This window comes from Nocardiopsis sp. Huas11, assembly GCF_003634495.1.
Classification (GTDB): Bacteria; Actinomycetota; Actinomycetes; order Streptosporangiales; family Streptosporangiaceae; genus Nocardiopsis.
In genome coordinates this window covers 3,311,792-3,337,332 of record NZ_RBKY01000001.1, presented here as the reverse complement: position 1 = coordinate 3,337,332, position 25,541 = coordinate 3,311,792, and the positions used below count along the sequence as shown (strand labels likewise).

Sequence of the window (25,541 nt, the reverse complement as noted above, 5' to 3'; positions counted from 1 at the left end):
CGACCATGGCCAAAGCAGCGAAGTCCACGTTCCGGTGCTCCGAGTGCGGTTGGAGCTCCCTCAAGTGGGTGGGGCGCTGCGGGGAGTGCCAGGCCTGGGGCACGGTCGAGGAGGCCGGCGCCCCGGCCGCCGCGTCGGTGGCCGCCGCGCCCGTCACCTCCCGCGCGCGGCCCATCACCGAGATCAGCGTGGAGAGCGCCGAGGCGGTCCCCACGGGCGTCGACGAGCTCGACCGGGTCCTGGGCGGCGGCGCCGTGCCCGGCGGCGTGGTCCTGCTCGCGGGAGAGCCCGGCGTGGGCAAGTCGACCCTGCTGCTGGAGGTCGCCGCCAAGCGGGCCGCCGAGGGGCCGGTGCTGTACGTGACCGGTGAGGAGTCGGCCGGTCAGGTGCGGCTGCGCGCCGAGCGGCTGAACGCGCTGGAGGACAAGCTCTACCTGGCAGCGGAGACCTCGATCGCCTCACTGGTCAGCCACGTGGACGAGGTCGCCCCGCGGCTGCTCGTCGTCGACTCGGTGCAGACCATGGTCTCCCCCGAGGCCACGGGCGTGCCCGGCGGCGTCACCCAGGTACGGCAGGTGGCCGGCGCGCTGATCCAGATCGCCAAGGAGCGCAACATCGCCACCGTCCTGGTCGGCCACGTCACCAAGGACGGCTCCATCGCCGGGCCCCGCATGCTGGAGCACCTGGTGGACGTGGTCCTGCACTTCGAGGGCGAGCGCCACTCGCAGCTGCGCCTGCTGCGCGCGGTGAAGAACCGCTACGGCCCCACGGACGAGATCGGCTGTTTCGAGCTGACCGAGTCCGGCATCGTCGGCCTGCCCGACCCCAGCGGCCTCTTCCTCACCGAGCGCACCGACCCCGTGCCGGGCACCTGCGTCACCGTGACCCTGGAGGGGCGCCGGCCGCTCATCACCGAGGTGCAGGCGCTGGTCGCCCCCACGCCCCTGCCCGCGCCGCGGCGGGCCACCTCCGGCCTGGACACCTCGCGCGTGAACATGATCCTGGCGGTGCTGGAGAAGCGGACGGGGATGCGGCTCGCCAACATGGACGTCTACGCCTCCACGGTGGGCGGCGTGCGGCTGGGCGAACCCGCCGTCGACCTCGCCCTGGCCCTGGCCGCGGCCAGCTCCAACAACGACGTCGCCCTGCCGCGGGGGTTCATCGCCATCGGCGAGGTCGGCCTGGCCGGCGACGTGCGCACGGTCAGCGGGGTGCGCCGCCGCGTCTCCGAGGCCCAGCGGCTCGGGTTCACCGAGGCGGTCGTGCCCAAGCACTTCGGGGACCCCATCCCGGGGATCCGCACGCACGAGATCGAGGAGCTGAGCGAGGCGCTGACCTGGGTGGCGCGCCGGTCCAAGCGCTCCAGGTCGGAGTGAGGGCGGCGCGGACGCCCCCGTGCCCGCGCCCCCACCCTCGCGGCGCCGGGGTCAGAAGTCGAAGATCGGACCCTTGGCGCCGGTGAGCCGGCACTTGTTGCCGAACACCTCGGTGTACTCCTCCTCGCCCGAGACCGTGACCCGGTGCGGCTGGTACTCCAGCGTGCAGACGCCGTGCGGGTCGACCATGACCGCCTCGACGGACCCGGCCTCGGCGATGAGCTCGCAGGCCCGTTCCGCGTGCGGATGCGTGCCCCTGGCGGTCTCCCCGCAGATGAGCGTGGCCTCGCGCTGGGCCTCCTGGTCTCCGACGGCCAGCCCCAGCGTGTAGTGGGCGGCGGCCCCGGTGTCGTCGGCCTGCGCGGGGGCGGCGAGCCCGAGCGCGAGCACGACGGTGGTGGTGGCGATGATGGCGCGTCTCACGGGTCTTCTCCAGCACGTCGACGGACTGTGGGGCTCAACGAAGCGTAAGGACTAAGTGACTCTCTGTCCAGGCGGCGAGCGGTCGCGAAATAGACATATGCCATCTATTTCGACAATTCACCTTGGCATTCGGCCAGAAAAGTTCTCCAGGACCGCACGATCGACTCGTTCTCTCGACCCCGGGCGCCCACACGACGACCCCGCCGCGTGGGCGGGGTCGTGGTCGTGGGCCGCTGCGCTCGCAGGCCTCAGGCCTTGAGCTGGAACGCCAGCTGTTCCGGGTCGCCGGCGTAGTCGCCGTGCAGGTTGGCCCGGTACCAGCCGACCCCCGCCGAGCGGCTGTCGTCACGGCAGTCGGTGAAGGAGCGCATCCGCTCCCAGGTGATGGTGTACTCGTGCGGCACGCCGCGGCTGAGCTGGCGCTCCTCGGCGGCCTGGCCCTCCACGCAGTCGGCGGTGGAGAAGATCCGGTCGTCGCCGGAGTGGATGCGCAGTTCCAGGGCCTCGGGGCCGACGTCGACCGTGCAGGTCTGCTCGGCGGTGTTCACCACGGTGATGCGGAAGCCCGGCTTCTCCCCCGCGCCGTAGGTCTCCTTGTCCGAGGAGGCCGGCGCGAAGCTCACCACGACGTCCTGGGGGCGGCAGGGGTCCTCGGGGCGCTCGGGCGCGGCGACCTCGCCGGAGCCTCCGCCGGAACCCGACCCGGAGCCGCCTTCCTCCTCGCCGCCCTCGCCGTCACCGGAGCCCTCGGAACCCTCTGAGTCCTCTGCGTCCTCTTCGGCCTCTGCGTCCTCGTCTTCCTCAGCGTCCTCACTTTCGGCGTCGGAGGACTCTTCGGGTGGGACACTGGGAGAGGCCTCCGCCGAAGGTTCGGCGCCCGCTTCCGATCGACTCGGTTCGCCATCGTCCCCGGACGTGGGACGGCAGGCGAACGCGATCACCGCGAACACCAGCATCATCCCGACCAGCACGAAGGCACGCCGCTTCCAGTAGGTCTCGCGGCTGACGGCTCCTGGGTGTCCGGTACTTGACGCCATGGGCCGTAGTATTGCGGTTTTGCACGCGCCCCACCTACTCAACCCGCCGATATCCGTTAAAGATGAGCGAAAACCCTTACAGCACAGCCGTTCTCGCCTGGTACGAGGCCCACGCGCGCGACCTTCCCTGGCGCGCCCCCGAGGCCTCCCCGTGGTCGATCCTCGTCAGCGAGATCATGCTCCAGCAGACACCCGTCGTGCGGGTCCTGCCCGCCTGGCGTGCCTGGATGGAACGCTGGCCCACCCCCGCCCACCTGGCCAAAGAGCCCTCCGGTGAGGCCGTGCGCATGTGGAACCGCCTCGGCTACCCGCGCCGCGCGCTGCGCCTGCACGCGTGCGCCGTGGCCATCACCGAGCAGCACGACGGGCGCGTCCCCGACGACCACGCCGCCCTGCTCGCACTGCCCGGGGTCGGCGCGTACACCGCCGCGGCCGTGGCGAGCTTCGCCTACGGACAGCGGCACGCCATTCTGGACACCAATGTTCGCCGTGTCCTGGCGAGAGCCGAAACCGGGGTCCAGTACCCGCCGAAAACCCAGACCAAGGCCGAGACCGCGTTGGCCGAGGCCCTGCTGCCGGCCGAGGCGTCGGTCGCCGCCCGCTGGGGCGTGGCCGTGATGGAGCTGGGCGCCCTCGTGTGCACCGCGCGCGCCCCCGCGTGCGCGGACTGCCCCATCGCGCACGAGTGCGCCTGGAAGGCGGCCGGCCGACCGGCCCACGACGGCCCGCCCCGGCGCGGCCAGACCTACGAGGGCACCGACCGCCAGGTCCGCGGCCGGCTGCTGGCCGTCCTGCGCGCCAGTGCCCACCCGGTCGCCAAGGACGCGTTGGACGCCGTCTGGGACGACGGCGTCCAACGCGAGCGGGCCCTGGACGCCCTGGTGTCGGACGGCCTGGTGGACCCCCTGGACGACGGCCGCTACGCGCTCCCGGGCTACGTGTAGCCCTCCGGGGACGGCTACTGGCCGGCCTCGAAGTCGGCCGCGCTCCCGGCGTAGCCGCCGCTGCACGGTGCGCCCGGTTCGGGGGTCCGCTCCCCCTGCGTGTACTCCGCCAGGAACCGGGGCAGCCGCGGGTCGTCGACGCCGTCCAGGGGGAGCTGGACCTCCCAGGCGGAGGCGACCAACTGGGTCTCCACGCCCTCCATCGGGCTGATCAGCAGGTAGTCCCCGGGCGAGTAGAGGTCGGCCAGCGCCTGGACGTCGGACTCCGGAAGCGCCGGGTCGTAGCCGATCCACACGGCGCCGTGCTCCAGTGAGTGCACCCCGAACTCCGCGCGCAGCGGCGCGTCGTAGACGCCGCAGTCCTGCCAGGTCGGGTAGTGGTCCCCGCCCACCGGCGGAAGGTTCCCGTCGTAGTCGACCGTCTCACCCGGCTCGACGTGGTCCTTGGACAGCTCGCCGTAGAACCGGACCCCCTCGAGCTCCCCGCCCGGGAGGGCGGCTCCGCCCCCGCGCGTCAGGACGAACGCGACGACCCCGCCCACCATGAGGAGCAGGAGCAGGACCACCCCGCCGACGACGAGGGCGATGAGGCCGCCCTTGCCCTTCTTCGGGGCGGGCGGCTGCGCGTAGGGGCCGTAGGGACCCTGCGGCGGTCCGCCGTGGGGTCCGCCGCCCCCGGGGCCGTACTGGCCCTGCGGGGCCCCTCCGGCGGGCGCTCCGCCGTACTGTGCTCCCCCGTACTGCGGGGCGCCGTGCTGCGGGCCGCCGTGCTGCGCGCCGTACCGCGGGTCGCCGTACGGCGCGTCGGGGGCCGGGCCGCCCTGGAAGGGGCCCTGTGGCCCGCTGGGGGGACCGGGCTGCTGGGGGCCGGGCTCCTGGGGCCCCTGGGGGTGGGGTTCCTGAGGTGAGGTCATGCCCGCAGATTAGGGCATCCCGCGTCCGGCGCCGGAGCACGCTCCCGCCGGGCCCCGGGCCGCGGGCGCACGACGGCGGGGCGCCCCCGAAGGGACGCCCCGCCGCACGACCGGATCGGGATCCGGCTACTCGCTCTTGCCTGCGGCCGACTCCTCGACCGCGGGCGTGTCCGGGACCTCGGCCGGCTTCGGCACACCCTTGAAGGTGAACTTGGCGTCCGTGCCCTCGCCCTCGGCGTCGATCACGATGATCTGACCGGCCTTGATGTCGCCGAAGAGGATCTTCTCCGACAGCTGGTCCTCGATCTCCCGCTGGATCGTGCGACGCAGCGGCCGCGCGCCCAGGACCGGGTCGAACCCGCGCTCCGCCAGCACCTTCTTGGCGGCGGGGCGCAGCTCGATCCCCATGTCCTTCTCCTTGAGGCGTCCGTCGAGCCCCGTGATCATCAGGTCGACGATCTCGAAGATCTCCTTCTCCGTCAGCTGGTGGAAGACGATGATGTCGTCCACACGGTTGAGGAACTCGGGCCGGAAGTTGGTCTTGAGCTCCTCGCTGACCTTCGCCTTCATCCGCTCGTAGTTGGTGTTGGCGTCGTCCTCCTTGGCGAAGCCCATGGCCTGGCCCTTGGAGATGTCCCGCGTACCCAGGTTGGTCGTCATGATGATGACCGTGTTCTTGAAGTCGACGATGCGACCCTGGGCATCGGTGAGACGACCTTCCTCCAGCACCTGCAGGAGCGAGTTGAAGATGTCGTTGTGGGCCTTTTCGATCTCGTCGAACAGGACCACGGAGAACGGCTTGCGGCGCACCTTCTCGGTGAGCTGGCCGCCCTCCTCGTAGCCGACGTATCCGGGCGGGGAGCCGAACAGCCGCGAGACGGTGTGCTTCTCCATGAACTCGGACATGTCCAGCTGGATCAGCGCGTCCTCGTCCCCGAACAGGAACTCGGCCAGCGTCTTGGACAGCTCGGTCTTACCGACACCGGACGGACCGGCGAAGATGAACGAACCACCCGGGCGCTTGGGGTCCTTCAGACCGGCGCGGGTACGGCGGATCGCCTGCGAGAGCGCCTTGATGGCGTCCTCCTGGCCGATGACCCGCCGGTGCAGCTCGTCCTCCATGCGCAGCAGCCGGGAGCTCTCCTCCTCGGTGAGCTTGAAGACCGGGATGCCGGTGGAGGCGGCCAGGACCTCGGCGATGAGCTCCTCGTCCACCTCGGCCACGACGTCCATGTCGCCGGCCTTCCACTCCTTCTCCCGCTGCGCCTTCTTGTTCAGCAGCTGCTTCTCGTCGTCACGCAGCGACGCGGCCTTCTCGAAGTCCTGCGCGTCGATCGCCGACTCCTTGTCGCGGCGCACGCCCGCGATCTTCTCGTCGAACTCGCGCAGGTCCGGCGGCGCGGTCATCCGGCGGATGCGCATCCGCGAGCCGGCCTCGTCGATCAGGTCGATGGCCTTGTCCGGCAGGAACCGGTCGCTGATGTAGCGGTCGGCCAGCTGCGCGGCGGCCACCAGCGCGCTGTCGGTGATGGAGACCCGGTGGTGGGCCTCGTACCGGTCGCGCAGACCCTTGAGGATCTCGATGGCGTGCGTGATCGTCGGCTCGTCCACCTGGATCGGCTGGAAGCGCCGCTCCAGGGCGGCGTCCTTCTCCAGGTACTTGCGGTACTCGTCCAGCGTGGTCGCGCCGATGGTCTGCAGCTCGCCTCGGGCCAGCATGGGCTTGAGGATCGAGGCGGCGTCTATCGCGCCCTCCGCGGCGCCCGCTCCGACCAGCGTGTGCAGCTCGTCGATGAACAGGATGATGTCGCCGCGCGTGCGGATCTCCTTGAGCACCTTCTTGAGGCGCTCCTCGAAGTCACCGCGGTAACGGCTGCCGGCGACCAGGGCGCCCAGGTCCAGCGTGTACAGCTGCTTGTCCTTGAGCGTCTCGGGGATCTCACCCTTGACGATCTTCTGGGCCAGGCCCTCGACGACCGCGGTCTTGCCGACGCCGGGCTCACCGATGAGGACCGGGTTGTTCTTGGTCCGCCGCGAGAGCACCTGCATGACGCGCTCGATTTCCTTGTCCCGGCCGATGACCGGGTCGAGCTTGCTCTCCCGGGCGGCCTGGGTCAGGTTGCGGCCGAACTGGTCCAGCACCAGCGACGTCGACGGAGTGGACTCCGAGGAGGCGCCGGTCGCCTGCGGCTCCTTGCCCTGGTAGCCATGGAGCAACTGGATGACCTGCTGGCGGACCCGGTTCAGGTCGGCGCCGAGCTTCACGAGGACCTGGGCGGCCACGCCCTCGCCCTCGCGGATGAGGCCGAGCAGGATGTGCTCGGTCCCGATGTAGTTGTGGCCGAGCTGCAGTGCCTCGCGCAGCGACAGCTCCAGGACCTTCTTGGCACGCGGAGTGAACGGGATGTGCCCGGACGGCGCCTGCTGGCCCTGGCCGATGATCTCCTCAACCTGCTGCCGAACCGCTTCGAGGCTGATGCCAAGGCTCTCGAGGGCCTTGGCGGCGACGCCCTCACCCTCGTGGATGAGGCCGAGCAGGATGTGCTCCGTACCGATGTAGTTGTGGTTGAGCATCCTGGCCTCTTCCTGGGCCAGAACCACCACTCGCCGCGCGCGGTCGGTAAACCTCTCGAACATGTCTCGTCGCTCCTCTACAGAGCGGTCAGGCAGGGACGGTTCTCGCCGACCCAACTCTTCCGCATATCGGCCCCACAGGGATGTCAGCCCCCGGGGAGCACTGACGCACCCGCCGGTCGACAGGCTGCCGACCGGACGCGCCTCCGGCCTGGCCGACCTCACGGCCGTCCGTGCCAGAGACTTTCCCCGACGATAGGGCGTTCACCCAACATCCAACTACCTATTGCCGCGTCAGATTTCCCTGTACGCCGAAGGCGAACGGCCCGGGGACTCCCATCCATCACGGAGTTCCCGGGCCGCACGTGCGTAAGCCCCATTATCGGCTCTGAGCGAACATGCCCACCGGAGGGCGTTCCCGCGAGCGCGGGACGTCACCGTCGTTCTTCCGGCGCCTCCAGAACGAGGAAAGCCGGGAATGCCGCGTTGCCGAGCATCCGGCCCCGGCAGGGCGCTTCGGTGCCGCGCCGGGGTCGGATGCCCGGCCCGTGCCGTCCGGGGTCCGAGGTATCCCCTTCATCCCGTGTCACTGGGCCCGCCGTGCGGGCCCGGGATGGTTCGGGTCGAAGCAGACCCCGGGAGCCAAGGTCGATATTCGATCAAGACCTGACAACATTTCGGCGCCCAGGGGTCGGGTCAAACCTAACCCTTGACGGCCTCATATTCGGCGACGATCGCCGCGGGGATACGGCCACGCTCATTGACCGGCTTGCCGGCGGCCTTGGCCCACGCACGAATCTCCGCGCTGCGCTCACGGCTGGGCGCATTCCGGCTGCCGCGGCGGGCGGTGCCACGGGAGGCCTTGGCGGGAGCCTTGCGGGCCGCCTCGACGAACGGAGTAAGGGCCTCGCGGAGCTTGGCAGCATTACCCGCGCTCAGGTCGATTTCGTACACGGAGCCGTCCAGACCGAACGTCACCGTCTCCTCGGCCTCGCCGCCGTCGAGGTCGTCGACCAGGAAAACCTGGACCTTCTGTGCCATGGAATCTTACCTTTCAGAAGAGCGGTGTCTCCACACCTGAATATAAAGCTATCTCGCACGAACGCGGAAGACAATTCCCGGCGTGCCAGAAATCATCCGGCCCCGGCTCCCGGACTCCCGGTTTCGGGGTCGTCGAGACCGCGCGGGGGCGCGGAGCGGCCCGATCGCGCGCGGAGCCCCCGCTCACGGCTCCGCGGGGGCTCAAGTCACGGGGACGGCGCTATCAACGGCCGTCGGATTCGGTGCGTTCCCCTGCCCGGGCAATCGGCGTCTCGTTCGTCGCCTCGGTCCGCTCGACCTCGGTCGCGCTGTCGTCGCTCTCGACCGTGTCCTCGCTGACCAGGGTTCCGTCCATCCGCCTCGGCGCCATCTCGCGGCGCAGGATCTTGAGGATGATGGCACAGAACACGGTAGCGACGACCACGGGAGGGATGAGCGCCGACAATACGTCGATCAGTCCGGGGGGAAGCATCGATGCCAAAAAGTCACCCATCGAGGCTCCACCCTTCCTGGTTGTTACTTATCGCAGCAAATACCCGACAGAGGGTCGGGGCGCCCCGGGGGATGGTGTGCCGGCCACCCTGGCAATCGCATACCCGACATCATAGACATCGCGCGCCCCCGGTTTGACACGGGACGCGGTACCGCAGGATGCCCGCCAATCGTGTACGGGGCCCACCACGCGTGTGGAGAGCCTCCGGCGGACGCAGGTACACATTACCCGCCGTCTTCCGCGCCCATACCACCCGGTGTGGATAAGCGCCGTCACCGACCGGATCGCGTGTGTAAGGTCCGGCCGCGCGGCTGAAATCCTTTACGAGCCCGGGCTCCCGTCCAGGTACACGAGCATCCTCGTGTTCCCGAGCGTGTTGGGCTTAACCCGCTCCAGGTCCAGGAATTCCGCCACGCCCTCGTCATAGGAACGCAGGAGTTCCTCGTAGACACGGGGTGAGACGGGTGTGCCCTGGATCGGCGCAAAGCCGTGTTTGGCGAAGAATCCAGTCTCGAATGTCAGACAGAACACACGGCTCACACCGAGTACGCGGGCGGTGTCGAGCAGTGCGGCGACGATACGGTGGCCGACCCCGAAGCCGCGCAGGGAGGGGTCCACGGCCACGGTGCGCACCTCGGCGAGGTCCTCCCAGAGCACGTGCAGGGCTCCGCAGCCCACCACACGTCGCTCGGATTCCTCGCCCTGCGCCTCCGCCACCCAGAACTCCTGGATGTCCTCATAGAGGTTGACCGTGCTCTTGGAAAGGACACGGCGGTCGACCGTATAGGTGTCGACGAGGCGGCGGATGTGGGCGACGTCGCTCGTACGCGCGCGACGCACCCGAACATGACGAACGGGCATAACCGGACCAGACTATGCCCACGCGCTCGCCAACACCTACCGGAACGCTCTTCCTCCGGTGGGCGCGGCGCGCGCGTACGGCCAGGGCCGGTATGCCCGCGGTGTCGCCCGGTGGTCACCGGGCCGGCGTCAGATCAGCTGGCGCCGAGCGGCCCAGACGACCGCTTCGATGGGTGTGTTGACTCCGAGCATGTCGCAGATGTTGCGAATGCGGCGGCGCAGTGTCCGCGCGCTGAGCTCGAGATGCCGTGCCGCCACCTCGGTGGTGACACCGGTGGCGATCTCGGCGAGCAACTCCAGGTCCTCGTGACCCAGCTCGACCGGCGCGTACGTGCCGGAGAGCGAGGTCTCGCGAGACCTGGCCTGCAGGGGGACCACGCTCTCCCGGTGGTCCTCGACGGTACGACGTACGAGTGTGGCCTGTTCCACTCCGTCCTCCCTCATCCATGTGAGTGCGGAACATCAAACTCGTCACCTCGCGGCCGAGACGTCCCCGGAGACACCGCTCCGGGCCGGAGCCCCGAGGGTCGCGTCGGATCACCCTCCTCTGGCACAGGAGGGTGCGACGGACACACGGGTCGCGTGCGATCACTTCGTCAGGGTCTGGGACGGACAGACCAGTCGAGGGGACACGCACGCACGCGGGGGGACGATGGTCCCTCCACGCTCAACGACGTTCTCGATCCACTTCGGCAGACTCGCGGACCAAGGTCCGCCCTCAGCACGCTAGGCGGCCGAGAACATACCGTCAAGACCCGATAAATCACCACGCGTAGTCCGGTAAAACCGCTGGGTGACAGGGTCACGAGAAGGGAAAACGGGGAGCTGGGCTGACCTGCGTAAACAATCTTCATGGCCGAACTCGGCTCTGTAGTGGACTTCCCAATGTAAAAAGTCGCTCCGCTCCCCCGGGAACGCCCACTACGCCCGATCAGTGAGGCATATCACGGATGACCAGCGTCATCACCGGCACAAGACGGGGCCGCCGCGCTTTCGCGCGGCGGCCCCGCCCCCTCTATCGGACAACCGGTTTCGGTGAATACGGACCACCGATTCTTCACGGCACGGTCAGGCCGGCGAGCCTAGTCCCCCGAGGGCTTCACGATCGGGAAAAGGACAGTTTCCCGAATGTTCTTGCCCGTGAAGGCCATCAGCAGGCGGTCGATGCCGAGCCCGACTCCGCCGCTCGGCGGCATCCCGTACTCCAGGGCCCGTAGGAAGTCCTCGTCCAGCTGCATGGCCTCGGGGTCGCCCTCGGCCGCCATCAGCGACTGCTCGGTCAGGCGCCGTCGCTGCTCGACCGGGTCGACCAGCTCGGAGTAGCCCGTACCCAGCTCCATGCCGAAGCCGATGAGGTCCCACTTCTCGGTCAGCAGCGGGTCCTCGCGGTGCTGGCGCGTCAGCGGGCTCGTCTCCACGGGGAAGTCGCACACGAACGTGGGCTGCACGAGCGTGTGCTCGACCAGCTCCTCGAAGACGTGCTCGACCAGCTTGCCCTGGCCCCAGGCGTGGTCGAACTCCACCTCCTTGGCCTCGGCCAGCCGGCGCACCTCCTCGATCGGGGTGCGCGGCGTGACCTCCGCGCCGAGCGCCTCGGAGACGACGCCGTAGAGGGTGACCCGCGGCCACTCCCCGCCCAGGTCGAACGTCTGGCCGTCGCGCTCCACGACGGTGGAGCCGAAGACCGCCCGCGCGGCGTCCTGGACGAGCTCGCGGGTCACGTCCGCCATGACGTTGTAGTCGGCGTAGGCCTCGTAGAACTCCAGCATCGTGAACTCGGGGTTGTGCGTGGAGTCCGCGCCCTCGTTGCGGAAGTTCCGGTTGATCTCGAAGACCTTCTCCAGACCGCCCACCACCAGCCGCTTGAGCGACAGTTCGGGGGCGATGCGCAGGTACAGGTCCATGTCGTAGGCGTTGATGCGGGTGACGAACGGCCGCGCCGTGGCGCCGCCGTGCACGCGCATCAGCATCGGGGTCTCGACCTCGATGTAGTCGCGCGAGCCGAGGCCGTCCCGGAGCGCGCGGATGGCGGCCGAGCGGCGGCGGACCATCTGCTGGGACTCCGGGTTGACGATCAGGTCCACGTAGCGCTGCCGGACCCGGGCCTCGGGGTCGGTGAGGCCCTTGTGCTTCTCCGGGAGGGGCCGCAGGCACTTGGCCGTCAGCGTCCAGGAGGTGACCATGATGGACAGCTCACCGCGCCGCGAGGTGATGACCTCGCCCTCGACGCCGACGTGGTCGCCGAGGTCGATGTCGGCCTTCCACGCGTCCAGGCGCTCCTGGCCCACGCGGTCCAGGGACAGCATGACCTGGAGGTCGCCGGTCTCGTCGCGCAGCGTCGCGAAGCAGAGCTTGCCGCCGGTGCGGTAGAGCATGACGCGGCCGGCCACGGAGACCTCCACACCCGTGCGGGTGTCCGGTTCCAGGCCCTCGTGTTTGTCTCGCACGGCACCGATCGACGTGGTCCGCGGGAAGGTCACGGGGAAGGGGTCGATACCCTCCTCCCGTAGCCGGTCCAGCTTCTGGCGCCGGACCCGCATCTGTTCGGGCAGGTCGTCGTAGGTGTCGTCGTGCGTGTCGTTCACGCGCACGATCCTACCCGCGCCACCGTGCCTTCCCGTACGCTCTTCCCCGTCCGGACCGCCGGTCCGGGCCTGCCCGCCTCGAACGGAACCGCACGGTCTCCCGGCGCGTCTCCCTACCCGTGACCCGCCGGCGCGGTACCCGCCCGCCCCTCCACCGCCCTGGGACACCCCGTGGGCGGCGCGGGGCCCTGAAGATGACCGACCGACGTCCGCAGACCCGCCACCACCGAAAGTCAGGACACACCCGTGAGCGTTGAGGGAAGTACGAGGGCCGTCGTCATGGCCCTGGGGGCGAACATGGGGATCGCCGTCACCAAGTTCGTCGCCTTCGGACTGACCGGATCCTCCGCGATGCTCGCCGAGGGCATCCACTCGGTCGCCGACTCCGGCAACCAGGGGCTGCTGCTGCTCGGGGGGAAGCGGGCCCGGCGCGACGCCACTCCCGAGCACCCGTTCGGCTACGGCCGCGAGCGCTACATCTACGCCTTCCTGGTCTCCATCGTGCTGTTCAGCCTCGGCGGCCTGTTCGCCCTGTACGAGGCCTGGCACAAGCTCTCCGACCCGCACCCGATCACGGAGTGGCAGTGGGTCCCGATCGTCGTGCTCGTCGTGGCGATCGGCCTGGAGTCCTTCGCCATGCGCACCGCCATCAAGGAGTCCAACGCGGTCCGCGGCAACGCGTCGTGGGTCGACTTCATCCGCCGCTCGAAGTCCCCGGAGCTGCCGGTCATCCTGCTGGAGGACGCCGGCGCGCTCATCGGTCTCGTCTTCGCCCTGTTCGGCGTCAGCCTCACCCTCATCACCGGCAACGGCGTCTGGGACGGCCTGGGCACCGCGGCCATCGGCGTCCTGCTCGTGGTGATCGCGATCGTGCTCGCCGTGGAGATGAAGAGCCTGCTCATCGGTGAGTCCGCCACCCGCGAGCACGTGCGCCAGATCGAGGCCGCGATCATCGGGGTGGACGACATCAACGGCATCATCCACATGCGCACGCTGCACATCGGCCCGGAGGAGCTGCTGGTCGCGGCCAAGATCGCGATCGACGCCGAGGACGACGCGCCGCGCATCGCCCGCGCGATCGACACGGCCGAGGACCGCATCCGGGCCGCCGTGCCCATCGCCCGGATGATCTACCTCGAACCCGACCTGCTGCGGGAGGAGCGCTCCGAGCCGTCCGCCACGGCCGGCCCCGCCTAGGGATCGCACGTCGGGGCCCGCACGCGTGCGCGGGCCCCGTTCCCGTTCCGGCGCCGGGTGGTCCGGCACCCCCGTCGCCGGTCAGCCGGCGTTGCGCTCGAAGACCAGGCGCAGGCCGATGAGGGTCAGCCACGGCTCGTGGACGTCCACGGTCTCGCACTCGCCGATCACCGTGGACGCCAGACCGCCCGTGGCCACGACCGTGACGTCGTCCGGAACCGTGGTCAGCTCCGCGACCATCCGGTCCACGATCCCGTCCACCTGGCCCGCGAACCCGAACACGATGCCCGAGCGCAGGGCCTCGGTGGTGTTCTTGGCGATCGCCGACCGCGGCCGGACGATCTCCACCATGTGCAGCTGGGCGCCCCGCCGGGACAGCGCGTCCACGGAGATGTCGATGCCCGGCGCGATCGCGCCGCCGACGTACTCCCCCTTGACGCTGACCGCGTCGAAGGTCGTCGCGGTGCCGAAGTCCACCACCACCGCCGGACCGCCGTAGATGTTGTTGGCGGCCAGCGCGTTGATGATCCGGTCGCTGCCGACCTCCTTGGGGTTGTCCATCCGGATCGGCACCCCGGTCTTGACCCCGGGCTCCACGATCACGGCCTGCACGTCGCCGAAGTGGCGGCGGAACATGTCCCGCATCTCGTGCTGGACCGAGGGCACCGAGCAGCACATGGCGATGCCGTCGATGTCCTCCGTGCCGCCCGTCGTGCGCCCGTCGAGGAGCCCGCGCAGGACCACGGACCACTCGTCGGCGGTACGTCTGGTGTCGGTGCCCACCCTCCAGTGTTCGAGTAGCTCCTCGGCCTCGAACAGGCCGAAGACCGTCTCGGAGTTACCGACATCGATCGCGAGCAGCATCCTGGGAGCCTCATCCGTGGTTCGTCGACGTGGTCGTCGCAGTGCCGTGTTCCCGATTCGGCGGGAAATTCTCAGGGAATCCTCCACCAATCGGGCGCTTCACAACAGGTCGAGGGCGATATCCAGTGCCGGACTGGAATGTGTGAGTGCGCCGACGGCCAGGTAGTCGACACCGGTCCGGGCCACGTCGGCGGCCACGTCCAGGGTCAGTCCGCCCGAGGACTCCAGCCGGGCCCGCCCGGCGACCAGCTCCACGGCGGCGGTGAGTCGGTCGACGGTGAAGTTGTCCAGCAGGATCTCCTCGGCCCCGGCGGCCAGCGCGTCCTCGATCTGGTCCAGCCGGTCGACCTCGACCTCCAGGGGCAGGTCGGGGAAGCGCTCGCGGATGGCGCGCACCGCCGCCCCGACCCCGCCCGCGGCCACGACGTGGTTGTCCTTGACGAGCCCCGCGTCGCTGAGGCCGTAGCGGTGGTTGACGCCGCCGCCGCAGCGGACGGCGTACTTGTCCAGTGCGCGCAGGCCGGGCCGGGTCTTGCGGCTGTCGCGGACCGCGGCGCCCGTGCCGGCGACCGCGTCGACCCAGGTCCGCGTGGCCGTGGCGATGCCGGACATGTGGGTGAGCAGGTTGAGGGCGGTGCGCTCGGCGGTCAGCAGGTCGCGCGTGCGGGCGGTGACGGTCATGAGCACGTCGCCGCGCTTGACCGCGTCGCCGTCGGCGACCGGGCGGTGCACCTCCAGGGCGCCGTCGGCGACGAGCCAGAACGTGAGCTCGGCGAGGGGGAGACCGCTCACCGTGCCGTCGGCGCGGGCCACCACGTGCGCGGTGCGCACCTGGTCCGCGGGCGTGGTGGCCACCGTGGTGACGTCGATGCGCGGACCGGCGGTGAGGTCCTCGGCCAGGGCGCGGCGCACCACGTCCACGTGCGACTGGTGGGGCGAGGTGTAGGGCAGCGTGAACTCGGCGCGGGGCTCGTCGCCCGGGACGGCGGCGCTCCCCCGGCCCCGCCAGTCGGCCAGGGGGAAGGTGATCGCGTCGAGCTCGGCCACGAGCTCCGGCGGCAGGGACGGTGTCCAGTCCTCGTCGGTGGTCACGGGGGTGTTGCCTTCCAGTCGGACGACGGCGGGGCGGATCCGGAGCTCGGGACGCGGCTCGGGGTGGTCGGCCCGCTGGTGGGAGCCTCTGCTCTCGGTTCTGTGGCGGGCGGCGGCGGCCACCAGGCGGGCCACGGTGAGGAGGTTGGTCGCCTCCCAGGCGTCGGTGCCGGGCGCGACCGCGGCGCCCCCGTCGGCGGAGCCGGCCGCGGCGACGGCGTCCAGTTCCTCGGCCAGCGCGGCCAGGCCCTCACCGGTCCGCAGCACGCCGGCGTGGCGCGACATCAGGGTGCGGACGCGGCCGGAGGAGGCGGCGTCGACCAGCGGCACGGACGCGCCGACGGTCACCGCCGCGCTCGGCGCCGGCTCGGGCGCCTCCGCCAAGCGGGCGGCGATCCGGTCGGCGTAGACCAGTCCCTCCAGGAGGGAGTTGGAGGCCAGGCGGTTGGCGCCGTGCACGCCGGTCCGGGCGACCTCGCCCACCGCCCACAGGCCGGGGACGCTGGTGCGGCCGTCGATGTCCACCTCGGCGCCGCCGGAGGCGTAGTGGGCGGCCGGCGCCACGGGGATGGGCTGCGAGAGCGGATCCACGCCGTGGCTCCGGCACGAGGCCAGGATCGTGGGGAAGCGCCGCCGCCAGGTGGCCTCGCCGAAGTGGCGGGTCTCCAGGTAGACGTGGTCGGTGTCCTGCTCGGCCATGGTGCGGGCGATCGTGCGGGCCACGACGTCGCGGGGCGCGAGGTCGCCGAGCTCGTGCACGCCCTCCATGATGCGGCGACCCCGCCCGTCCACCACGTAGGCGCCCTCGCCGCGCAGCGCCTCGGAGATGAGCGGCTGCCGTCCCCGGGACTCCGGGCCGAGCCAGAGGACGGTGGGGTGGAACTGGATGAACTCCAGGTCGCGCAGGCGTGCTCCGGCGCGCGCCGCCAGGGCCAGGCCGTCGCCGGTGGAGACCGTCGGGTTGGTGGTCGCCGCGAACACCTGGCCCATGCCGCCGGTGGCCAGGACCACCGCGGGGGCCAGGACCGCGCCCACGCCGTCGCGGGCGCCCTCCCCCATCACGTGCAGGGTGACGCCGCGGACCGCCCCGGTGACGGGGTCGTGCAGGGCGTCGAGGGCCAGGGCGTGCTCGATGACCTCGATGCGCTCCTCGGCCAGGACGGCGGCCACGAGGGCGCGCTGGATCTCCGCGCCGGTGGCGTCGCCGCCCGCGTGGGCGACCCGGTCGGCGCGGTGGCCGCCCTCCCGGGTCAGTGCGAGCGAGCCGTCGTCACCGCGGTCGAACTCGGCGCCGAGCCCGATGAGCCACCGCAGGGCCCGGGGCCCCTCGGTGGCCAGGACATGGACGGTGTAGGGGTCGGACAGGCCCGCCCCGGCCAGGTGGGTGTCGACCATGTGGGCGACGGGGCCGTCCTCGGGGTCCATGGCGGCGGCGATCCCGCCCTGGGCGAAGCTGGTGGACCCGGTGGACAGGCGGTCCTTGGTGACGAGCACGACCCGGCCGTGCTCGGTGCGCTGGACGTAGCGCAGGGCCGTGCTCAGGCCGGCGATGCCGGAGCCGACGACCGCGACCTCGGCGGCGACCGACCATGAGGCCTCCGGTGCCTGGAGCCGCGTCTGGGTGAGTGAACTCATCTGGGGTCTCTCTCGGGAAGTGCCGTCGACGCCGGCCCGGTCACAGGGCGCCGGCGTCCGTCCCGGCGGCGCGGCCGGGACGGGCGGGGGTGAAGGTGACCGGCGTGTTGTCGATGAGCCGGGTGGAGCCGACCCTGGCCGCGACGGCGAGGACGGCTTCGCCCTCGAAGTCGGCGGGGGCGTCGGTGAAGGTGGCGGGGTCCACGAGGGCGAGGTAGTCGGGTTCGACGGGCGGGTCCGCCTCGGCGGCCCCGTCCAGGACGGCGCGGGCGGCGGCGCGCACGGCGTCGGGGCCGTCCGCGGCACTATCGAGTCCGGCGCGCAGCGCGCGGTGCAGGGCCAGGGCGCTGGCGCGCTCGTCGTCGGAGAGGTAGACGTTGCGGCTGGAGACGGCCAGGCCGTCGGGGTCGCGCAGCGTGGGGGCGCCGACGATCTCGATCGGCATGGACAGGTCCGCGACCATGCGGCGCACGATGGCGATCTGCTGGGCGTCCTTCTGCCCGAAGACCGCCAGGTCGGGGCCGACCAGGTGCAGGAGTTTGCTGACGACGGTGAGCACGCCCGTGAAGAAGCCGGGGCGGGAGGCGCCCTCCAGGAGCTCGCCCATGGCGCCGGCCTGGACGGTGACCATCGGCTCGGTGGGGTACATGGTGGCGACCGTGGGCGCGAAGACGACGTCGACGCCCTCCTCGGCGCACACGGCGCTGTCGGTGTCGAGCGTCCTGGGGTAGCGGTCGAAGTCCTCACCCGGGCCGAACTGGAGCGGGTTGACGAAGACGCTGACGACGACGGTGTCCGCCCGGTCCCGGGCGAGCCGCATGAGGGTGCGGTGTCCGGTGTGGAGGGCGCCCATGGTGGGGACCAGGGCGACGCGTCCGGCGTCGGCGAGGGCGCCTCGGAGCTCCTCGGCGGTGTGGACGACGAGGGGCCGGCCGGTGGTCGCGGGGGTGCGTTCGGTCATCAGTGGTTTCCCGTGGTGGAGTGCTGGAGTGGTCGCCGGGCCTGGCCGGACCGGCGGGCGCGGGTCCGCGAGCCTCCCGCGCGCGTGGGCGGCCCCTGCTCTGATGGCGCTGGGCCCGCGCGCACGGGCCGCGGCCGGCGTACGCGGTCGGTCAGCGCCGCAGGACGTCGAGGAGGCGCGCGGCGTCGGCCGGGTCGAGCATGCCCGCGTTGATGGCGCGGTCGGCGGTGAGCCGGGCGAGTTCCACGTAGCTGGCGACGCTCTCGGGCGCGTTCTCGCGCAGCTGTTCGATGTGGCCCGCGACGGTTCCGGCGTCGCCGCGCAGGACCGGACCGCTGAGGCCGTGGATGCCCAGGCGCAGTGCGTTGTCCAGGGCCGCGCTGAGCATGGGGGCGAGCAGGCGGCCGGGTTCGGGGACCCCCGCGGCGGTGAGCAGGGCGGCGCTGTCGGCCACGAGCGTGACCAGGTGGTTGGCGCCCCCGGCGAGGGCGGCGTGGTAGAGCGTGCGCTTGTCCTCGGTGATCCACACCGGTTCGGCGCCCATCTCGACGACGAGTGCCTCGGCGATGGGCCGCAGCTGTTCGGGCGCGGTGACGCCGAAGGCGCAGTTGGCGAGGCGCTCGGCGTCCTCGGGCCGCCCGGTGAAGGTCATCGCCGGGTGCAGGGCCAGGGGCAGCGCGCCGACGAGGGTGGCCGGGGCGAGGATCCCGTACCCGTGGGCTCCGCTGGCGTGGACCAGGATCTTGCCCCGCAGGTCGGTGCCGGTGGCGGCCAGGCCCTCGACGAGTTCGGCGAGCTCGTCGTCGGGCACGGTGAGCAGGACGAGGTCGGCGGCTTCGGCGACCTGGGCGGGTTCGAGGATCCGCGCCGTGGGCAGGCGGTCGGCGACCCGTCGTTTGGAGGCCTCGGAGACCGCGGACGCGGCGACCACCTTGTGCCCGGCGCGGCTCAGGGCCAGGCCGAGCACGGATCCGACCCGGCCGGGTCCGATGACGCCGACCCGCAGTCGGGCGGGGCGCCCCTGCGTCGTCTCCATGTGTGGTGCCCCCTCGTGTTCGTGCGTCCGGCTCTCCCGCACCGTGACGCCTGAGCACACGATAGCCCTCCCGGGCCGGTGACCTGTGTCCCAGGGACACCCGTGGGGGCGGGTACCGGGTACCCGCCCCCACTGCTGGTCCTCACCCCCGCACGGTGGGGGACCGGATCAGTTCTGGATGATCACCCCGGAGTTGTAGCAGGAGGCGAGGGACTGCCCGAGGACGGCGTTGGAGTTGCCGCAGCCGGCGTTGGAGTTCTCGATGCCGTTGATGTAGGCGATGTTGCCGCTCACGTTGGACCCGTGGCCGGAGGTCCAGGCGTTGGCGTGCGCCGCCGCGGGGGCCGCGGTGAGGAGGATCCCGGCGGAGGCGAGGACCACGGCACCGGTGGCGAACGTCTTCTTCAGCACTTCGTGTCTCCTTCAGTGTCCGGACGGGGGGCCGTCCGCACGTGGGGTGTTTCTTCGGGGGCACCCGGGGGCGCTGGTGAAGAAGTTACCCGTGAAGTGGCCCAGTTCACCCCTCTTGAACTGCACTGATCACAAGTAGGCTCTTAAATATCACTATGTGTGATGTGGCGTCGCGGGGCCGATCGGGACATAGGTTCCAGATCGCCGGAACCGCGTGCGCGCAGCGTCACGGGTCGTCGACGTTCCAGTCGCACACCAATGCGCATTGCGGTCGGCCGCGTTCGGCGGCACAGGATCCGCAGGTTGTGGACCCGCACACGAAAAAGCGCCATCCCGTCGTCACGGGATGGCGCGGGCGCGGTGTGCGTGGGCCTTGCGGGCGGATCAGCCGGGACGTCTCCGACTGGACACCCCCGCCCGTTCGGGCCGCACGCTCACCGCGTGCTGATGCGCGCCTGGGTCCGCCGGATGCGGACCCTGGGCACTACCAGTTCTTGACGGTGGCGCCGGAGTCGTGGCAGTTCGCACCGGCGACGCCGAGGACGGCGATCGCGTTGCCGCAGACGTTGATGGGCGCGTCCAGGTCCAGCACGGCCTGGTTGCCGCTCAGGATGCTGCCATTGCCGGAGGTGAAGACGTTGCTGTTGGCCATGGCGGGAGAGCCGGTGAACAGGACGCCGGCGGCGGCAGCGGTGATGGCACTGGCGGCGAGAGCCTTCTTCAGCATGAATTTCTCCTTGAACCAGTCGGCGGTGGGGCACCAACCGGTCAATAACGTTGACGATGTGTATGACTGCGAACACTCACCGTGTTCAGTCACTATTTAGCCATACTCACTCGCCGTACGTGGCCGGAACACGCAAGAAGTTTCCGACTCTGAACTGGAAGAATCACACCCAGTGAGCAGACATGTCGGACATGGCGACAGCAACATCAGCCACACGAGGCCCGCTATGTGACTCAGATCACAAACTACTCCCGGGTGAGTCCCCGGAGGCGTCGGGCGCCCGGTCCCTGTCGCGGGTCAGCGTCGACCTGGTCGCCCACCGCTCCGTTCCGGCCTCCGGCACCCGCGCGCGCCGCCCGTGTTCCACGAGCGCGTCCAGGAGCCCGCGGCCCTCGGACGCCTCCCGCAGGGACGCGTGGGCGCGCACCGGCCCCGGCGGGGTGTCCACGTCCACCGAGACCCGGCCCAGGAGGCGCTCCAGCGGGCCCGCGGTGATCCGCAGCGTCTGGACCCGCTCCACCGGGACGATCTCGGTGATCCGGCAGAACAGGCCGTGCGTGCTGACGAACAGGTGCTCGTCCACCCCCACGAGGGAGCCGCCGCGAACGTGGCCCGGCACCAGGGGGACCCGCGCCGCGTCACTGTCCGGGAAGAGTTCGTTGACCAGGGAGAAGGCCAGCCGCCGGGGGGCGACCGGCAGCAGGGTCGCGGACTCGCCCTGGCGCTCGCCCGCGTATCCGGCCACGTTCGCCTCGACCCGGGCCACGCCCAGCGCCCGCCACAACAGGGGCTCCACCACCCGCACGGCCTGCACCCGCCCGGGCGGGACCGTCTGCATGCGGCGCTGGAACATGCCGTACCTCAGCCGCAGCCCGTCGGACGAGAGCGAGGCGTAGTAGTCCGTGTAGCGGGCCAGCGGGCCCCAGTAGTACCTGAGCAGCCCCAGGACCAACGGGATCAGGGCGGCCGCCACTCCGGGCTCCACGAAGACGACCCCGGCGGTGAGGAGCATCAGCAGGGCGACGAACGACAACAGGATCGGCACGCGGAAGGTCAGCGCGCCGAGCAGCAGCGGGAAGGGCAGCCGGTACAGGGGCCACTCGGGGGCCTCGGGCGTGCGCCCGGGCAGGCCCGCGGCGTGCGCGAGCACGGCCGTGCGCAGCCGCTCCGCCAGGGTCCGGCGCAGGCAGCGCAGCCGGATGGCGCTGTGGTCGCCGCCCGCCAGTTCGATGCGCAGCTCGGCCAGGCCGAACACCTGCATGAGCAGCGGTCGGACCACGTCCACCGCCTGGAGGCGGCTCAGCGGGATCTCCCGGGAGCTGCGCATGGCCAGGCCGCTGTGCACGACCAGGTGGTCCTCGCGCAGGCCGAACGTGCCGTACCACCACGCGGGCAGGGCGTGGGCGAGCGACCCGAAGACCACCGCCAGGGTCATCATCACGACCCAGACGAAGCCGAAGGTGGTCAGGATCGGGCCGATCAGGGCCGCGAACGCGAGGGTCACGGCGGCCACCTGCGCCGGCACGATCGACCAGTGGGACCGGAACTCGCCCGTGGTGACGTCGTCCTCGGGCTCCGGACGCCGGGTCGGCGGCGGACGCCATCCGACGTTCGGCGGGAGCAGGACCGGCCCCTGGTCGAACGGGGCGGGCGGCCCGGGGCGGGCCCCCGGCGGTCCGGGTCGCGGCGCGGGGCCGGGAGGAGCCCCCGGCGGAACCGGCCGCGGAGCGGGGCCGGGAGGGGCGCCCGGCGGACCGGGCCGCGGCGCGGGGCCGGCAGGAGCACCCGGCGGACCGGGCACGGGCGGCGGCGCGGACGGCCGCTGCGCGGCGGGCGGCGGCGGAGGGCCGGGCGTGCGGCCCGTGTCGCCCGGAGCGACCCAGGGGTGCCCGGCCGGACGGTCGTGGTCCGCCTCCGAGCGCTCGGGCTCGGGTCGGTCGTGCGGCGGTTGGGCGGATGAGTGCACTTACAACCCCGTCGAGAAGCTCTCGCTGCGCGACGCGAGTCGGTCGCGCAGTTCCACGGCCTCGGTCAGGCCGAGCCCGACCACCCGGGTGTCGGCGGTGCTCGCCGCGGTGCGCACCCGGACCGTCGCGATGCCCAGCGCCTGCTCCAGCAGGTCCGCCGTCACGTCCACGACCTGCATCCGGCCGTACGGGACGACGACGAGCTGGCGCAGGAACACCCCGTAGGTCAGGTACAGCTCCTCGGGAGCCTCCGCGTAGCCCCACGAGCGATGGAAGAGTCCAGCCAGCAGCCAGCCGCCCCCCGCCACCATCAGGGCCGCCACGGCGACCGCCACGGCCAGGACCGGGTGCCCCCACAGGAACAGCAGGACGGCCCCGCCCGCGCCCGCGATCAGGCTCGGCACGCCCAGCACCAGCCGTCGGTACCAGGCCAGGGCGGGCGACACCCGTTGCCAGGGTGTGCCCGCGGGCGCGGCGAACGCCGCGTCCAGCGGTCGTTCCGGCGGGGACGGCGAAGGAGTCGGATCACTGGTGTCCACGGGCCCAGTCAACCATCAGCCGGCGGACACCGACATCCCTCACGCCCTCCCGCGCGGGTCGTCCAGCCCGTCCTCGTCCTCGGGGACCCGGCACGCGTACTCCAGGTACAGCGCGGCCGCCAGCAGCGCCGCTGCGGCCGCGCCGGTACCGATCGCGGTGAAGAACACCTCGCGCGGCGAGGGCAGTTCCAGCCGGTCCGAGACCGCGAACGCGATGCCCAGGAAGAAGCCCGCCGCCAACGACGCGAACAGCGCGCTGGCCTTGGCCAGGGCCACCAGCCTCGCCGCGCTCAGCGGCTCCATCGGCTCGGTGCCGGGCACCCTGCGGATGCGGCGCCTGGTCCGCCCGGCCGTGAAGCCCTCGGCCAGCGCGAGCAGGAGCAGGGTCGGGATCCCCGACCACGGCAGCACCGGCAGGAACGACAGCACGTTCGTGAGAAGGACGCCCAGCAGGGCACCGATCGCGATCAGCACCGCCGGGACCCGCCAGCCCGTGGGGCGGAGCCTGTGCTCGTCCTCCTCCGCCATCAGGCCCCCTCGGGGAGCCGTAGGGCCAGGTCGTCCCGGCGGCGCAGGGCCTGCTCCCCCGCCGTGTCGGCGGCCTCCACGGCCGCGAGGAGGTCCGCGGCCGGCCCCCGGCCCGGGAGCACGGCTCCCGGGTCGGCGTCCAGCCACGGCCGCAGCACGAACGCCCGCAGGTGGGCGCGCGGGTGCGGCAGGGTCAGCCGGGGGTCGTCGGAGCGCGCGTCACCGAAGGCGATGACGTCCACGTCCAGCGTGCGCGGGCCCCAGCGGACCTCCCGCACCCGGTCGAAGTCCCGCTCCACCGCCTGGGCCCGCTGGAGCAGCTCCAGCGGGCCGTCGTCGGTGTCCACGACCAGGACCGCGTTGAGGTAGGCGCCCTGCTCGGGCCCGCCCACCGGCGCGGTCTCGTACACGGGGGACAGCGCCACCGGGGACGGCCCCCCGGTGAGCAGCGCGTCCACCGCGCCCTGGAGCGTGGCCCGCCGGTCGCCCAGGTTGGAGCCCAGGGCGAGGACCGCGCGCGTCACCACGGACGCCTCGTCCCCCGCGTGACCGTGACCGCCACGTCCGCGAACTCGTGCTCGATGGGCGCCGACGGCTTGTGCACCGTCAGCTCCACACCGTCCACCAGGGACTCGGCCATGCACTCCGCGGCCAGCCGCTCCGCCAGCGTCTCGATGAGGTTCACCGGCTCGCCCGTCACGATCCGCACCAGGCGGTCGGCGAGCAGCCCGTAGTGCACCGTGTCGCCGACGTCGTCGGAGGCCGCGGCCGGAGCGGTGTCCAGGTAGAGCACCGCGTCGACCACGAAGTCCTGGCCGTCGCGGCGCTCGAAGTCGAACACGCCGTGGTGGCCCCGAGCGCGCAGGCCGCGGAGCGTGATGCGGTCGCGCATCAGTCCTCGGCCTCCGCTTCGTCGTCGTCCTCCATCAGGACCGGCGAGGCGTGGTGCGACCACAGTCGCCAGCCCGCGTCGGTCGCCACGAACAGGTTGGTGGTGACCACCTGCCCGCCCGCCACGAAGCCGGGGCTGCCGTCCTCCGCGGTCAGGACGTTCTCCTCGCACGTCACCATGGCGACGTCGCCGCCGACCCCGATGTGGGTCTCGGTGAGCACGTACTGGATGTAGGTGACGTTGGCCATGATCAGCGACCACGCCCGCATGATCTCGGTGCGCCCCCGCAGCAGCGGCCATCCGGGGTTGACGCACACCAGGTCCGGCGCCTCGTGCTCCTCGGCCCAGACGGTGCGCATCAGGTCGATGTCGCCGTTCTCGATGGCGCTGTAGAACTGCGCGTTGGCCTCGGCCACGCGCTCCATGACCTCCTGGCGGGACTTCACAGGCCGCCCCGGTCCATGGGCTCGCCCCGGCCCAGGTCGAGTCGTGCGCCGCCGTCGGACCAGGCCGAGGCCACGCGCACGGCGTCGGCGCTGGAGCGCACGTCGTGCACGCGCACGCACCAGGCGCCGCGGTCGGCGGAGAGGGTGGAGACGGCCGCGGTGGCGGCGTCGCATTCGGCGAAGGGCCGGTCGTTGCCCTTGGCGTCCCCCAGCAGCCGGCTCAGGAAGCGCTTGCGGGAGCCGGCCACCAGCACCGGGCGCCCCAGCGCGTGAAAACGTTCGAGTTGGTGGAGAATCGCCCAGTTGTGCGCCTGCTCGGGGCGTTTGGAGAATCCCAGTCCCGGGTCCAGGACGATCTGACCCGGGTCGACACCTGCACTGATCATGGCCTCCATACGGTCGCGGAGTTCATCGAGGACCTCCTGGACGACATCCGTGTACACGGCACGGCTCTGCATGTCATGACTATGCCCACGCCAGTGCATCAACACGTAGGCAACGCCGGAAGAGGCCACGAGTCGGGCCATGGCCGGGTCGGCCAGCCCACCGCTGACGTCGTTGACCAGGACCGCGCCCGCCCCGACGGCGCGCTCGGCGACCTCCGCGCGCATGGTGTCGACACTGACGTGGACGCCCCTGGCCGCGAGTTCGCGCACGACCGGTTCGACGCGGCGCAGCTCCTCCGCGGCGGACACCCTCTGCGCTCCGGGGCGCGTGGACTCACCGCCGACGTCGACGATGTCCGCTCCCTGCTCCACGAGGCGCAGGCCGTGCTCGATCGCGCGGTCGGGATCGAACCACTCGCCGCCGTCGGAGAAGGAGTCGGGGGTGACGTTGACGACCCCCATGACCAGGCACCGCCCGCGGTCGGGCAACCCTGGAACTGTCTGTTTCGGCCCCATAAGGATCACCCTATTCGTTTACGCGCTCGCGGGCTCGGAGTGCGGCCGGGCGAGTGGGCACGGCTCTCCGGGCACACGAAGACCCCTTGGGGAGGG

The 25,541-nt window shown here is 71.5% G+C and carries 25 protein-coding genes; 3 read left to right on the top strand and 22 right to left on the bottom strand.

Annotation, left to right across the window (positions count from 1 at the left end):
- Positions 1–5 precede the first annotated feature (5 nt).
- A complete protein-coding gene (gene radA, locus DFP74_RS15205) occupies positions 6–1,376 on the top strand; it encodes a DNA repair protein RadA (RefSeq protein WP_121188276.1) in 1,371 nt (456 codons plus the stop codon).
- Between the two features lie 51 nt (positions 1,377–1,427).
- Here the strand turns inward: radA and DFP74_RS15200 are convergent, their stop codons facing one another.
- Entirely contained in the window at positions 1,428–1,799 is a 372-nt protein-coding gene (locus DFP74_RS15200; protein ID WP_121182300.1) for an SSI family serine proteinase inhibitor, read from the bottom strand.
- 248 nt (positions 1,800–2,047) lie between these two features.
- Positions 2,048–2,755 carry a hypothetical protein gene (locus DFP74_RS15195; protein ID WP_199725903.1) on the bottom strand — a complete coding sequence of 236 codons (708 nt, stop codon included), beginning with the start codon at positions 2,753–2,755 and terminating at the stop codon, positions 2,048–2,050.
- 143 nt (positions 2,756–2,898) lie between these two features.
- On the opposite strand from DFP74_RS15195, the gene DFP74_RS15190 reads away from it, so the two are divergent.
- Positions 2,899–3,780, top strand: a complete 882-nt coding sequence (locus DFP74_RS15190) for an A/G-specific adenine glycosylase (protein ID WP_121182298.1) — start codon at positions 2,899–2,901, stop codon at positions 3,778–3,780.
- 14 nt (positions 3,781–3,794) lie between these two features.
- Here DFP74_RS15190 and DFP74_RS33890 read toward each other — a convergent pair whose 3' ends face one another.
- From DFP74_RS33890 to lysX, 7 genes are all read right to left on the bottom strand, one after another.
- Positions 3,795–4,694: a DUF3105 domain-containing protein gene (locus DFP74_RS33890; protein ID WP_199725663.1), complete on the bottom strand. Its 900-nt coding sequence runs from the start codon at positions 4,692–4,694 to the stop codon at positions 3,795–3,797.
- Between the two features lie 126 nt (positions 4,695–4,820).
- On the bottom strand, positions 4,821–7,331 hold the full coding sequence (locus tag DFP74_RS15180) for an ATP-dependent Clp protease ATP-binding subunit (protein ID WP_121182297.1): 2,511 nt from the start codon (positions 7,329–7,331) through the stop codon (positions 4,821–4,823).
- Between the two features lie 639 nt (positions 7,332–7,970).
- Positions 7,971–8,309 (bottom strand): Lsr2 family protein, encoded by a 339-nt coding sequence (locus DFP74_RS15175; protein ID WP_053616982.1) that lies wholly within the window; start codon positions 8,307–8,309, stop codon positions 7,971–7,973.
- A gap of 223 nt (positions 8,310–8,532) precedes the next feature.
- Entirely contained in the window at positions 8,533–8,802 is a 270-nt protein-coding gene (locus tag DFP74_RS15170; RefSeq protein WP_121182296.1) for a hypothetical protein, read from the bottom strand.
- 321 nt (positions 8,803–9,123) lie between these two features.
- Positions 9,124–9,663, bottom strand: a complete 540-nt coding sequence (locus tag DFP74_RS15165; RefSeq protein WP_121182295.1) for an amino-acid N-acetyltransferase — start codon at positions 9,661–9,663, stop codon at positions 9,124–9,126.
- Between the two features lie 129 nt (positions 9,664–9,792).
- Positions 9,793–10,092, bottom strand: coding sequence for a LuxR family transcriptional regulator (locus DFP74_RS15160; RefSeq protein ID WP_121182294.1), 300 nt, complete (start codon positions 10,090–10,092; stop codon positions 9,793–9,795).
- Between the two features lie 653 nt (positions 10,093–10,745).
- Positions 10,746–12,248 (bottom strand): bifunctional lysylphosphatidylglycerol synthetase/lysine--tRNA ligase LysX, encoded by a 1,503-nt coding sequence (gene lysX, locus DFP74_RS15155; RefSeq protein ID WP_121182293.1) that lies wholly within the window; start codon positions 12,246–12,248, stop codon positions 10,746–10,748.
- Positions 12,249–12,494: 246 nt separating this feature from the next.
- On the opposite strand from lysX, the gene DFP74_RS15150 reads away from it, so the two are divergent.
- Complete coding sequence (locus tag DFP74_RS15150; RefSeq protein WP_121182292.1) at positions 12,495–13,445, top strand: cation diffusion facilitator family transporter; 951 nt, start codon at positions 12,495–12,497, stop codon at positions 13,443–13,445.
- An 81-nt stretch (positions 13,446–13,526) separates the two neighbouring features.
- Here the strand turns inward: DFP74_RS15150 and DFP74_RS15145 are convergent, their stop codons facing one another.
- From DFP74_RS15145 to folP, 13 genes are all read right to left on the bottom strand, one after another.
- Entirely contained in the window at positions 13,527–14,309 is a 783-nt protein-coding gene (locus DFP74_RS15145) for a type III pantothenate kinase (protein ID WP_121182291.1), read from the bottom strand.
- A 99-nt stretch (positions 14,310–14,408) separates the two neighbouring features.
- The gene (locus tag DFP74_RS15140; protein WP_121182290.1) at positions 14,409–17,036 is read right to left on the bottom strand and encodes an L-aspartate oxidase; all 2,628 of its coding nucleotides are present in this window, start codon (positions 17,034–17,036) and stop codon (positions 14,409–14,411) included.
- A 40-nt stretch (positions 17,037–17,076) separates the two neighbouring features.
- On the bottom strand, positions 17,077–17,997 hold the full coding sequence (gene panC, locus DFP74_RS15135; protein WP_121182289.1) for a pantoate--beta-alanine ligase: 921 nt from the start codon (positions 17,995–17,997) through the stop codon (positions 17,077–17,079).
- A 151-nt stretch (positions 17,998–18,148) separates the two neighbouring features.
- Entirely contained in the window at positions 18,149–19,033 is an 885-nt protein-coding gene (locus tag DFP74_RS15130) for a Rossmann-like and DUF2520 domain-containing protein (RefSeq protein ID WP_121182288.1), read from the bottom strand.
- 168 nt (positions 19,034–19,201) lie between these two features.
- Entirely contained in the window at positions 19,202–19,444 is a 243-nt protein-coding gene (locus DFP74_RS15125) for a hypothetical protein (protein ID WP_121182287.1), read from the bottom strand.
- 484 nt (positions 19,445–19,928) lie between these two features.
- Entirely contained in the window at positions 19,929–20,171 is a 243-nt protein-coding gene (locus tag DFP74_RS15120) for a chaplin family protein (protein WP_121182286.1), read from the bottom strand.
- A 238-nt stretch (positions 20,172–20,409) separates the two neighbouring features.
- A complete protein-coding gene (locus tag DFP74_RS15115) occupies positions 20,410–21,795 on the bottom strand; it encodes a PH domain-containing protein (protein WP_121188274.1) in 1,386 nt (461 codons plus the stop codon).
- A gap of 342 nt (positions 21,796–22,137) precedes the next feature.
- Positions 22,138–22,584 carry a PH domain-containing protein gene (locus tag DFP74_RS15110; protein ID WP_121188273.1) on the bottom strand — a complete coding sequence of 149 codons (447 nt, stop codon included), beginning with the start codon at positions 22,582–22,584 and terminating at the stop codon, positions 22,138–22,140.
- 132 nt (positions 22,585–22,716) lie between these two features.
- The gene (locus tag DFP74_RS15105) at positions 22,717–23,205 is read right to left on the bottom strand and encodes a DUF3180 domain-containing protein (protein ID WP_121182285.1); all 489 of its coding nucleotides are present in this window, start codon (positions 23,203–23,205) and stop codon (positions 22,717–22,719) included.
- Positions 23,205–23,729: a 2-amino-4-hydroxy-6-hydroxymethyldihydropteridine diphosphokinase gene (gene folK, locus DFP74_RS15100; RefSeq protein WP_121188272.1), complete on the bottom strand. Its 525-nt coding sequence runs from the start codon at positions 23,727–23,729 to the stop codon at positions 23,205–23,207. The genes DFP74_RS15105 and folK overlap by 1 nt, the downstream gene beginning before the upstream one ends.
- A complete protein-coding gene (gene folB / locus DFP74_RS15095; RefSeq protein ID WP_121182284.1) occupies positions 23,726–24,097 on the bottom strand; it encodes a dihydroneopterin aldolase in 372 nt (123 codons plus the stop codon). Before folB ends, folK begins: the two co-directional genes overlap by 4 nt.
- Positions 24,097–24,543 carry a nuclear transport factor 2 family protein gene (locus DFP74_RS15090; protein WP_121182283.1) on the bottom strand — a complete coding sequence of 149 codons (447 nt, stop codon included), beginning with the start codon at positions 24,541–24,543 and terminating at the stop codon, positions 24,097–24,099. The genes folB and DFP74_RS15090 overlap by 1 nt, the downstream gene beginning before the upstream one ends.
- The gene (gene folP / locus DFP74_RS15085; RefSeq protein ID WP_121188271.1) at positions 24,540–25,391 is read right to left on the bottom strand and encodes a dihydropteroate synthase; all 852 of its coding nucleotides are present in this window, start codon (positions 25,389–25,391) and stop codon (positions 24,540–24,542) included. The genes DFP74_RS15090 and folP overlap by 4 nt, the downstream gene beginning before the upstream one ends.
- Positions 25,392–25,541 lie beyond the last annotated feature (150 nt).

Coding starts and splice junctions, on each gene's coding strand:
- radA (WP_121188276.1), top strand. CDS start 6: ATGGCCAAAGCAGCGAAGTCCACGTTCCGGTGCTCCGAGTGCGGTTGG.
- DFP74_RS15195 (WP_199725903.1), bottom strand. CDS start 2,755: ATGCTGGTGTTCGCGGTGATCGCGTTCGCCTGCCGTCCCACGTCCGGG.
- DFP74_RS15190 (WP_121182298.1), top strand. CDS start 2,899: ATGAGCGAAAACCCTTACAGCACAGCCGTTCTCGCCTGGTACGAGGCC.
- DFP74_RS33890 (WP_199725663.1), bottom strand. CDS start 4,694: ATGACCTCACCTCAGGAACCCCACCCCCAGGGGCCCCAGGAGCCCGGC.
- DFP74_RS15180 (WP_121182297.1), bottom strand. CDS start 7,331: ATGTTCGAGAGGTTTACCGACCGCGCGCGGCGAGTGGTGGTTCTGGCC.
- DFP74_RS15175 (WP_053616982.1), bottom strand. CDS start 8,309: ATGGCACAGAAGGTCCAGGTTTTCCTGGTCGACGACCTCGACGGCGGC.
- DFP74_RS15170 (WP_121182296.1), bottom strand. CDS start 8,802: ATGGGTGACTTTTTGGCATCGATGCTTCCCCCCGGACTGATCGACGTA.
- DFP74_RS15165 (WP_121182295.1), bottom strand. CDS start 9,663: ATGCCCGTTCGTCATGTTCGGGTGCGTCGCGCGCGTACGAGCGACGTC.
- DFP74_RS15145 (WP_121182291.1), bottom strand. CDS start 14,309: ATGCTGCTCGCGATCGATGTCGGTAACTCCGAGACGGTCTTCGGCCTG.
- DFP74_RS15140 (WP_121182290.1), bottom strand. CDS start 17,036: ATGAGTTCACTCACCCAGACGCGGCTCCAGGCACCGGAGGCCTCATGG.
- panC (WP_121182289.1), bottom strand. CDS start 17,997: ATGACCGAACGCACCCCCGCGACCACCGGCCGGCCCCTCGTCGTCCAC.
- DFP74_RS15130 (WP_121182288.1), bottom strand. CDS start 19,033: ATGGAGACGACGCAGGGGCGCCCCGCCCGACTGCGGGTCGGCGTCATC.
- DFP74_RS15120 (WP_121182286.1), bottom strand. CDS start 20,171: ATGCTGAAGAAGGCTCTCGCCGCCAGTGCCATCACCGCTGCCGCCGCC.
- DFP74_RS15105 (WP_121182285.1), bottom strand. CDS start 23,205: ATGGCGGAGGAGGACGAGCACAGGCTCCGCCCCACGGGCTGGCGGGTC.
- folB (WP_121182284.1), bottom strand. CDS start 24,097: ATGCGCGACCGCATCACGCTCCGCGGCCTGCGCGCTCGGGGCCACCAC.
- folP (WP_121188271.1), bottom strand. CDS start 25,391: ATGGGGGTCGTCAACGTCACCCCCGACTCCTTCTCCGACGGCGGCGAG.